Source organism: Prochlorococcus sp. MIT 1303, assembly GCF_001631965.1.
Lineage (GTDB): Bacteria > Cyanobacteriota > Cyanobacteriia > PCC-6307 > Cyanobiaceae > Prochlorococcus > Prochlorococcus marinus_D.
Genome location: NZ_LVHK01000002.1, coordinates 1 through 9927, shown reverse-complemented (window position 1 = coordinate 9927; position 9927 = coordinate 1). Strand labels below are relative to the sequence as shown.

Sequence of the window (9927 nt, the reverse complement as noted above, 5' to 3'; positions counted from 1 at the left end):
CCAGATCATCGTTGCAAGCTGGAAGTAGGTAACAAACCATTCGCAGTCCCTCTACAAGGGGTAGGTACACCGAGACTGTCGAACGGAGACAAGCTGCACCACAAGTTCGCAGTGATCGACAACAAAACAGTGGTCACAGGCAACTTCAACTGGTCGCCCGCTGCCGCACACACTAATGACGAAACACTGCTGGTGATTCACTCACCCAAGCTTGCCGCCCATTCCACTCGTGAAATGAATCGGATGTGGCGAAGTGCTGAGCTGGGAATCACACCACGAATACAACGCAAGCTGGATCGGCAGAGACCCAAATCTGGGAGAGGGGTGGAGAGGGGCTGAAAGAACAAGAGAGATAGTGACCTAAATTCCCGTATCAGCAAATTCCGAGGTCATGAAAACTGCTCTGGGCATGCTTACCGCGAGTTCATTGCTGCTCATAACAGGGTGTGCAGAACTTCAAGAGATAGCTGAGGAGTACAAGGCAGAGCAAGCAGCGGAAGAAGCCAAGAAGAAACGCATTAGAACTCTCGACATAGATCAACCCATAGCCAATCTCAGCGTTGAAGCGATAGCAGAAGAATTCGAGGCGAACTCAGTAATGGCTGAGGACAAGTACATGAACCAACCTGTAGAAATCAATGGATATATCGGGAGCATTGACGACTCCTTGTTTGACGAGAAAAACGTCAGCATCACTATCACTGGCGGGGAGTACAGCTTTTCATCCGCGAGCTGCTCGAAACCTCGTAGCGCCCCCGAAGTCCGCGAACTCCGCAAAGGAATGCGTGTTGCCGTTCGCGGCATAATCACCTCAGAAGAAATGGGAATTGGTCTGTCACGCTGCAAGTTCTGGTCTTTCTCACAGGATCGATGGATCGGATCAAACCAAACAACACCAACGAAACAAGCATCGACTCCATTCAAATACAGCGCAAGCACTGAACAGCCATTCCAAAAGATAAAGCAAAATCAAATTCGCCAATTAGCACCTTTGGCATGGATTAATTTACCCAGAGGATGCAGCTTTTACTTTACAGAAAGCGATGAAAGCCAGCCACTTGCCTGGGCTACATTTCCAGTAGAAGATATTTCTAATAGCAAGGTCATCATCAATCCAGACAGGAAACAGAGAGAGCTAACAATCAACACTTACGAAGACTTAAAAATAGTTTCGGGCGACAATGAATACCAACTCATAATATCAATGGAAAATTGGAGGAAAACTGGACACGAAATGGAACAAAGCGCCTCTACAATTAAAGTCAAAGGTCTAAATAGTAGCTATCAAGTCACTGGTATTGCAAAACGAGGTTGTTAGATAAATCCGCCAAGAATCCAGCAAATCCTGATCTCGAACCTTAACAAATCACCGGTATCTATTCAGGAACAAGTCCAAATCCGGCAATTTTAAACTGACATGAGCATTCGAAATACAAGAGCTGGCTTCACACAAGCCAAGTTCAATGACGACGCTTCGTCCCTGGTCATCTTCGAGATACTCGTCATTGCCGTTGCTTTTGGAATTGGGATGCAGAGCTGGTGGTGGGGTGGAGGAATCTTCTTGGGCGGAATGATCGTGATGGTAACTCCCATCCTCAACATCCTGTTCTGCCTCGCGATGACCGCAGCATGGGCAGTGGCGGGGTTTCATATCGGCGAAGCGATTGACCAGGAAGGAGCCAACTACGTCATCGCCATCCTTGCTGGACTGATCTCACTGGGAGCTCACTTGGGAGCTATCGAGTGGGCAGAAGACATGGGGGCAAAAGACTGATCTGCCTCCACCATTGACCAAAAACGTGGACGCCCTGAGGCTCACACCAACGATGAAACCTTGCTGGTCATTCACTCACCCAAGCTCGCTGCACACTTCACTCGTGAGATGAATCGGATGTGGCGAAGTGCTGAGCTGGGGATCACGCCACGGATTCGGCAGAAGCTGGAACGGCAGCGTGACAAGTGCGGGAGTGGGGTGGATAGGGAGTAAGAAACCTAAGAGGAGGTAAGAGTGGCTTGATCTAAATTCCGCAATCAGCCAATCCCTAGGTCATGAAAACTGTTGTTGGCATCCTCACCGCAGGCTCATTGCTACTCACAGCAGGCTGTGCAGAACTTCAAAAAATTGCTGAGGAGTACAAGGCAGAGCAGGCAGCGGAAGAAGCAAACAGAAACCGCATCAGAACTCTCGACTTGGATCAACCGGTCGCCAGCCTCAGCGTTGAAGCGATCGCAGAGGAATTCGATGCCAACTCCGTTATGGCAGAGAATAAATATATGAATCAACCAGTTGAGCTCAGTGGATCAATCGCGAGTATTGACGACTCACTATTTGACGAGAAAAATGTCAGCATCACCATCACGGGTGGTGAATACAGCTTCTCTTCCGTGAGCTGCACAAAACCACGCAATGCACCCGAAGTCCGAGAACTTCGCAAAGGCATGAGGGTTGCCGTTCGCGGTGTTGTCACCTCAGAAGAAATGGGAGTGGGTCTTTCCCGTTGCAAGTTCTGGCTGTTCTCTGAGGATCGGTGGATCGGAGGCAACCAGAAAAAAACAGAAGAAAAGAGCCAAACACAACAAACGACCAAGGCTCAATCCCTCCAGAGATCCTTCAATAATCATCAAGAGGAATCTACGGATAGAAAGGACAACAATGAAATCGAGCAAGGAAAGACTCGCTTTGACTCGTCAACAACAATAGATGCTGCAATCTATATGATCCAAGAATGGGTAGATGCAATGTCCAACAATGATACTCAACGAGCATCTAAATATATGACCGGGGCTGCCGAACGAATGTATGATCCTGAATTCTTCAGGCAATTCGAACGGGTCAATGTTTCAAATCTGAATGTCGATAGCGTAAGTGGGTCTTTTATTAACCTTAGCGGGATTATGACCTTTGTCTATCCAGATGGATCAGTTCAAAAAGAGACGAGGACCTTCACCATCTATTCCAAGGATGGATCAACAGTCGTTACTAATACCGAATTTGGTAAGGTTGTTGACCCTAGAAACTAAGAGCATGAAAGCATAAGTCATTAGGCTCGTGAGAAGGAAACAACAGGCATCGGAGTAGATCTACGTTATCGACAAAATCAAAAAGCATATAATTCTTGACGCAGAATAGGAAGACGGATTTAAACCGTCATACGTCTACCGGAAAAGCGGGATTATCGAAATCTTATCTAAAGACGAAGAAGGGAAACTTGACAACATACCAGGAACCTGAACTCAAACAGATGAGAACACAGTGATTACTTCAGGAACAGGCTCAATTACTATTTTCCAAGCTTAGCGCTAAAGGTTATTTAGAAGAATCACACAATCTTCTAGATCAATTCTTCGATGGCAATGTTGCACGGACCGAATCGTGCTGAGAATCGCGGACTGGGTGGATGCAGCTAATCCCTCTGCATTCATCCACGCAAGGAAGCGATCAACCTCGGCTCTGATCCTGATCGGCAATCCAAACCGCTTCGCCACCCGATAGGCATGGGTCACCCTTGCCTGCCTCTTCTCCTCTGCCAGTGCCCTGAGGGCATCGAGCAAGTCCTGTGCTCGCCCCTCAACCAGTCGGCGGTATCGATTGAGGGATAAGTCCAAATCCCTCTGCTGGGCATCCCGCCAGATCTCCGCGCAGATGGCTTGTCCTCTGGCTTGGGCGATTGGATGGTCAAAACGACCAAGGCGATTGATGAAATAGTCCCGCCCATCCAGCCTCAACCTGACTTGGAGAGCACCGTTGTTATCCCTCAGCCTCGGCGGCTTCTTCAACATCCCTCTCGCTTGCATGGGATTCGGGTTTAGAGCTGACGCCCCTCAAAAGCCATGCCAGATGCATTGATCCAGTAGCTCTTCTTAGCCACAGGGCATCTCAAAGAGAGATCGAGTGCCCTTCTGGCTTGGGTTCTGGCTTATGAGAACAGAAGAGTCCTGAGCATCCCTGAGCGATTCCCTCGAAACCACTGCAAGTACAAGGCATTGGGACATCCGGCCTAGCCCGCAGAGAAAGCTCCACCACAAGTTCGCAGTGATCGACAACAAAAAAGTGATCACCGGCTCATTTAATTGGAGCCCTGCTGCAGCCCACACCAACGATGAAACGCTGCTGGTGATTCACTCACCAAAACTTGCTTCTCACTTCACGCGCGAGATGAATCGTCTCTGGCGTGGTGCTGAGCTGGGAATCGCACCACGAATGCGACGCAAGCTTGAGCAGCAACGAGCCAAGTGCGGGAGTGGAGTGGAGTGGAGTGGAGTGGAGTGGAGTGGAGCTGAGAATGGCTTAAGAGGTGGCTTAGGGTGAGGCTTAAAGTTAGTGGATATTCCAGCCAAACAATGGCAGGCTTTGGAGAGCAAAAAAGCAGCAAGAAGAAGAACAACAGCCAACATGAGCAAAAGACCCAAATGGGTGGAGATACTCTTCACAAGAACGCAATTAACCACCATGCACGAGGAGACCTGGCAAATGCTGAGAAAGATTACAGAAAAGCAATAAAAACTGGCTATTCTCATTACACCATATTCTCAAACCTAGGGGTTATTTGTAAGAACAGCGGGCGATTCGAAGAGGCAATTTCTCTATACAAAAAAGCGATAGATATAAGCCCCTACCATCCAGACGCTTACACTAATCTAGGAAATTTATACAGGGAGCTCGGCAAATTTGATGAAGCACTTGGCTCCACTCTCAAATCCCTAGAGCTCAAACCTGATAACCCCACTGCCCACATGAACCTGGGCAGCATCTACATAGATCTCGGCAACCTTGATCAAGCTCTTGCCTCCACTCTTAAATCCCTAGAGCTCAAACCTGACAACCCCACTGCCCACATGAACCTGGGCATCATCCACAAAGACGTCGGCAACCTTGATCAAGCTCTTGCCTCCACTCTTAAATCCCTAGAGCTCAAACCTGATAATCCTGGCGCTCTCAATAACATCGAAGCCTTTATTGACCAGCTGAACCTAAGCCCATCCAATGCCCATGACGTAGCGCGGATATACGAGCTTATGCTCAATCGAACAGATGCCTCACATCAAAAGCTAACCAAAATATTCCTAGAGGAATTTCTCCCAACCATTCAGAAAGCATCGACATCAAATCCAATCATCTCTGAGAGTAACGAGCCATTTAAACTACTGGCTGCCGACTGGAGATTTCGCAAATCACTGACCTTAATGATCCCGCCAAGCTCAGAGGCTGAAAGTTTTTTCACGAGACTGAGGCAAGAGCTTCTAACACTGGTAACTCAAGAAGGCAAAATCCCGCCACAACTCAAGCCCTTAACAGAAGCCTTAGCATCCCAATGCTACTTAAATGAATATGTCTACTCCACATCCCAAGAAGAGGAGCAGTCTGTAGTCCAGATCATCAATGAAGCGGCTGCTGATCAAGAAGCTATTAACAAATACCTAGCGATCGTCGGCTGCTACAAAGCCATCCATACAATAGGAATAAACCCAGAACTCATCAACAATTATCCCACTCCTGATGACAACAGCAAAGAACTAATTACGGCTCAATTCAAAGAACCCCTTCAGGAAAAAGAGATCAAGACTTCATTCCAAGAAATACGCAATATCACCGACGCGACATCCGAGCACGTTCAAGAGATGTACGAGAAGAATCCATACCCCAGATTCAAATACTCCGACTTCACAGCCAGCGGATTAGCAAAGCCGATTTTTAATATCATTAAATTGGAGACGACCAGACAAAATCTATCTTTTCCAGAAGAATTGAAGAGCCTGAAGATTAGCCCAAAAGTCCTCATTGCTGGATGCGGAACAGGTAAACAGGTCATCGGGGCTAGTCGCTATAAAAATGCTGAGATTACAGCGATTGATCTCAGTAGCAGCAGCCTGGCATACGCAACAAGAAAGACAAAAGAATATGAGATAAGTAATGTGGCTTTCAGAAAAATGGATCTCCTTAATGTCCCCGAACTTGGAGACATATTCGATGTTATTGAATGTAGCGGGGTTCTCCACCATATGGAAAAACCAGCGAACGGTCTATCCACACTCGTTCAACAACTTAAACCTGGTGGATATATCAAGCTAGGTCTCTACAGTGAAATTGCTCGCAAGGTCATCGTGAAAGCACGAGAGACAATTCAAACATTAGGAATAAAGAGCACTCCAGAAGGTATAAGAGATTTCAGGGAGAAAGTAATTAACGGAGAGATCCAGGAGCTTTTAGATCTACCTAAATTCGGAAGAGATTTTTATTCACTGTCGGAATGTCGAGACCTCTGTTTCCATGTCAAAGAACATCGCTATACAACAGAAGCACTCGAAAAACTTTTGAATTCTCATGGTCTGGCTTTTTGTGGATTCATGCTTCCAGGCCAGATCAAGAAGCTCTACAAGGAACAGTACCCAGAAGACGGCGACATGATCTTATTAAAAAACTGGGAAAAATTTGAAAAAGAAAATCCTTCAACCTTCACAGGAATGTATCAGTTCTGGGCTCAAAAAATTGCTTAAATACAATACTTAATTCACTCTACTCTAAACCCAGTCAGATTTCCCTTCGAAAAACCTGCGACCTCCTTGGAGACAAACCTCTTCTTGTCGAGAACCTTAACCAAAACCCCTCTTTAGCTCCTATCGAATATCACCGCAAGCAGCTTGAACGTAACAATAGCACTTCAGATACTTGAACGAGGATAGATTTTTTTGTACTCCTAAGCAATCATCTTCTCCAAAAATCTCGTGTCTCCTTGTTGACTAGGTTGCTTCTTGAGCGTTTCTCTGAGCATGGCGTCTTCCACAACTCCTACACGGATTGAAATTGAATAGGTCTTCATTAAAAGTCCTCCTGGCGATCCTTAAGGAATGAATCCTCTAGGCCCAGACCCAACAGCATTTAGTTACGCAACCAAAGTTGATTGACGCTCGGCATCAATGATATGCGGCCTTCAACCGCAGATCGAACCTTATTTATTTGAACATTTAAATTCGTTGAAACACTTTTTTCAACATCTCAACAAGGTTAGTCTAGCAATGAATATCACTTTTGCCAGCAGACAACCTACAATTTAACCAGGTCATTAGCCAGTAAAAGTATTTACATTTGAGCTAATAGAGTTATAATGCTAACGCGCACATAGCCATACATTTATGAATCTAGAGAACATCTTTATAAAGACAATTCCAAAGTGTCTTCTTGGATTTAAGCAAAGACCATCGGGGCCCATTTTCAAGTGTCCATACTGCCAGCAGAATGACTACGCCTCACCAGCTAAAAGCTATTCATCAGCAAGCCTAAAAGGCAGCTTTCACAACAAAAGCAATGCCACTAAATTTAAATGCCATTTGTGTGGACCCAGTCGAGAATTTCATGGCTTCCTGAAAGACCATTTCCCAGAACTCTTTCTTGACTACGTTACCGCTCGAGAATCCTATGGGCTGACTGGGTTGCAAGCTAACTGCCCTAGCCTTCACTCAGCACAGAAGAGCCTCTAGAAGGCTTTAACAGCAAATCCTATTCAATTAGCACTCAATATTCCCGCACACCCCTCCCCGAGCCCTAAATCTCCTCAGGTGACTACTTATCCACGCCTCACACCACAGCAACAAGCAGGTCAGGCTGCTCACCTTGTTCCCTTGTTCGTGCCTGTAAGCAGAAACGACAGCGTGATCCTGATTACCAGGCTGACCTCTGGCTAAGCACAGACACCTGGCATTCAGACCAGAAACGGCCCACAAGAAAATAATCATTTATTTTTATTCGCAATACCACCACATAACATCAGGTAAAAATTCAATCATCAACATTCATTCGGTTCTGAATAACGATCCCCAGGATTCAGGAACATCAACCCCAATAAAACCTTTAAAAGGAAAATACATTGGGTTGTCACAAGATGAACTCATCATGGAGTTCTTCCCCGAAGAAGTCTTCTCACTCGCTGAGTGACCAGCAAGGCATGGTGATCCGTCCAGTCGGTTTCGCGTAGGTCTTCAAGAGCTGTTCAGTGCGATGTCCTGCCGCTGCTACCAGATCGGCAGGACTATTTCCCATCGCTAGAGCATGGCTCAAGAATGAATGGCGCTGGGCATACAACCGCCTCGGCTCTAAACCCAGACGCCGCTGAGCACGTTTCCAGGCCTTCTCAAGACCACTGTCATACAAGTGTCCATGACTTCTGGGTGTCACAAACACCAGACCCTTGTGGGTATCCAGTCCCAGCTCACCCATCCGCAGTCGATGCTGCTGGAGCAGTTCGACAATCTCAGGATTCAGCGGCACCACCCTGCTGCGACCAGTCTTAGTGGTCCCCCACCGCCTGACATGGGTACTCACTCCATCCCGCCGCAATGACTTGGCAATCAGCAGTTCACCCTCAGCAAATCTGACGGCATCCCAGGTCAACCCGATCAACTCGGAGTTCCTCAAACCTGTACTCAGCCACAGCGCGAATACTGGATAGAACCACTGTTCCTTCTCCTTCAGGTGAGCCAACACCCTCTGAATCTGGGGAATACTGAGCACTTCTTCCATCACCTGGCGGTGGGGGGCATTGATCGCAGCCGCGTCCAAGGCACGGTTGGACGGTCGAACGCTGCGGATCGTGCTCACAATCGTTGCCCGTGTCGATGCGGCTAAGCCGTCATCTGCCATCCAATCCAAAAAGGTCTGAACCTCCTGCCACGTTCGCAGTCCAGCGCCATAACGCTTGAGTACTCGGTAGGCATGGGTCACGCGCCCCTGGCGTTTCTCATCCATCAATGCCTTCAATGCTGCGAGCAGGTCAGGTTCTTGCCCTTCAACCAAAGGCTTGTAGCGATGGAGGCTCTGATCCAAACGCCCCTGCTGAAAATCACTCCAGATCTGCGCTGAAATCGCCTGAGCCTTCGCTCGGGCAACAGCGTCATCCCACCTGCCCAGGCGATTGATGAAATGGTCTCGCCCCTCAATCCTCACGCGCACCTGGAGAGCACCGTTGTTGTTCCGTAGCGCAGGTCTTTCCTCAAAATCCAGCTCCTCATCTGGGATCTGGCTTAAAGCCGCCCCTAAGCAGAAGCTTCGTCACTTCCTCAGCTCTTAGCCCGCTGTAGCTCTTTCATCCCCTCCAAGACCTTCTGGCTCAAACATTGGCTTAAGAGGCATGAGCATCGCTGAGGAACCAAGCTGAGAGGTACATCTCGAGGAGCTCCCCCACAAGTTCGCCGTGATCTACAACAAAAAAATGATCACAGGCAGCTTCAACTGGTCACCCGCTGCCGCCCACACCAACGATGAAACGCTGCTGCTGCTTCACTCACCAAAACTTGCTGCTTACTTCACCCGTCTAATGAATCGGCTCTGACGTGGCGCTGAGCTGGGAATCACACCACGAATACAACGCAAGCTGGATCGGCAGCAGGCTCGCTGCGGGAATGGAATCGAGCGGGAGTGAGAATGTCTTGAGAAATGGCTTCGAAGACTCTTAAAATGTGATGCTCCCGCCAAGCTCTTGAACGAGTGGCAGACCGAGAACGCATCCAAGAGCTCTCAGCCGCTGGTCGCCATCAGGAATGCCTACAGGCTTGTCAAAATGCTCTACAGGTCAATCAAGAAGAGACCTATGCCTATAAATATGCAGGGAAATCCCTATTAGCCCTAGGGCAATTCGAGAAAGCACAACAATGCTTGGTTAAGGCTCATCAACTCGATAGCGGCGACCCAGAAACAGTTAAAGATATCGGCAACATCTTTTTGAATCTTGGCAATAAAGCAGACGCCCTTCAATGGTATGAGAAAGCTCTACAAATAAACAACAGTTATGCACCTGCTTTTAATAATCTTGCCAACCTCAAGAGGCAGTCAGGCAGCAATCAAGAAGCAATCAATCTATTCAAACGCGCTATACAGACAGACCCAAACCTTATCCAGGCATACGTGGGAGCAGCAGCAAGCTTTCTGGAACTAGG

General features: G+C 47.7%; 9 protein-coding genes and 3 pseudogenes. 10 read left to right on the top strand and 2 right to left on the bottom strand.

The window, feature by feature from the left end; genetic code table 11:
- The 5 genes and pseudogenes from PMIT1303_RS12615 to PMIT1303_RS00060 form a co-directional block, all read left to right on the top strand.
- On the top strand, positions 1-339 hold a 339-nt coding region (locus PMIT1303_RS12615), incomplete at its 5' end, for a phospholipase D-like domain-containing protein (protein ID WP_231901142.1).
- Between the two features lie 52 nt (positions 340-391).
- Complete coding sequence (locus PMIT1303_RS00070; RefSeq protein WP_063397023.1) at positions 392-1318, top strand: hypothetical protein; 927 nt, start codon at positions 392-394, stop codon at positions 1316-1318.
- A gap of 99 nt (positions 1319-1417) precedes the next feature.
- Complete coding sequence (locus PMIT1303_RS00065; protein ID WP_063397022.1) at positions 1418-1774, top strand: hypothetical protein; 357 nt, start codon at positions 1418-1420, stop codon at positions 1772-1774.
- 39 nt (positions 1775-1813) lie between these two features.
- Positions 1814-1987 (top strand): annotated as a pseudogene (locus PMIT1303_RS12610) (phospholipase); the annotation flags it as partial.
- Positions 1988-2049: 62 nt separating this feature from the next.
- Entirely contained in the window at positions 2050-3021 is a 972-nt protein-coding gene (locus tag PMIT1303_RS00060; protein ID WP_063397021.1) for a hypothetical protein, read from the top strand.
- Positions 3022-3300: 279 nt separating this feature from the next.
- On the opposite strand, the gene PMIT1303_RS00055 is transcribed toward PMIT1303_RS00060, so the two are convergent.
- Positions 3301-3780: a hypothetical protein gene (locus PMIT1303_RS00055; RefSeq protein ID WP_197459702.1), complete on the bottom strand. Its 480-nt coding sequence runs from the start codon at positions 3778-3780 to the stop codon at positions 3301-3303.
- Positions 3781-3974: 194 nt separating this feature from the next.
- Here PMIT1303_RS00055 and PMIT1303_RS00050 point away from each other — a divergent pair.
- The 3 genes and pseudogenes from PMIT1303_RS00050 to PMIT1303_RS14160 form a co-directional block, all read left to right on the top strand.
- Positions 3975-4309 (top strand): annotated as a pseudogene (locus tag PMIT1303_RS00050) (phospholipase D-like domain-containing protein); the annotation flags it as partial.
- A gap of 32 nt (positions 4310-4341) precedes the next feature.
- Positions 4342-6495 (top strand): class I SAM-dependent methyltransferase, encoded by a 2154-nt coding sequence (locus PMIT1303_RS00045; RefSeq protein WP_231901140.1) that lies wholly within the window; start codon positions 4342-4344, stop codon positions 6493-6495.
- Positions 6496-7554: 1059 nt separating this feature from the next.
- A complete protein-coding gene (locus PMIT1303_RS14160) occupies positions 7555-7680 on the top strand; it encodes a hypothetical protein (protein WP_255359735.1) in 126 nt (41 codons plus the stop codon).
- A gap of 235 nt (positions 7681-7915) precedes the next feature.
- On the opposite strand, the gene PMIT1303_RS00040 is transcribed toward PMIT1303_RS14160, so the two are convergent.
- The gene (locus PMIT1303_RS00040) at positions 7916-8944 is read right to left on the bottom strand and encodes a site-specific integrase (protein ID WP_231901138.1); all 1029 of its coding nucleotides are present in this window, start codon (positions 8942-8944) and stop codon (positions 7916-7918) included.
- 217 nt (positions 8945-9161) lie between these two features.
- Between PMIT1303_RS00040 and PMIT1303_RS12605 the strand changes: the two are divergent.
- Together PMIT1303_RS12605 and PMIT1303_RS00035 are read left to right on the top strand one after the other, a co-directional pair.
- Positions 9162-9413, top strand: a pseudogene (locus PMIT1303_RS12605) (phospholipase D-like domain-containing protein); the annotation flags it as partial.
- Between the two features lie 65 nt (positions 9414-9478).
- Positions 9479-9927 (top strand): tetratricopeptide repeat protein (locus tag PMIT1303_RS00035; RefSeq protein WP_156486842.1); only part of this gene is annotated, 449 nt, incomplete at its 3' end.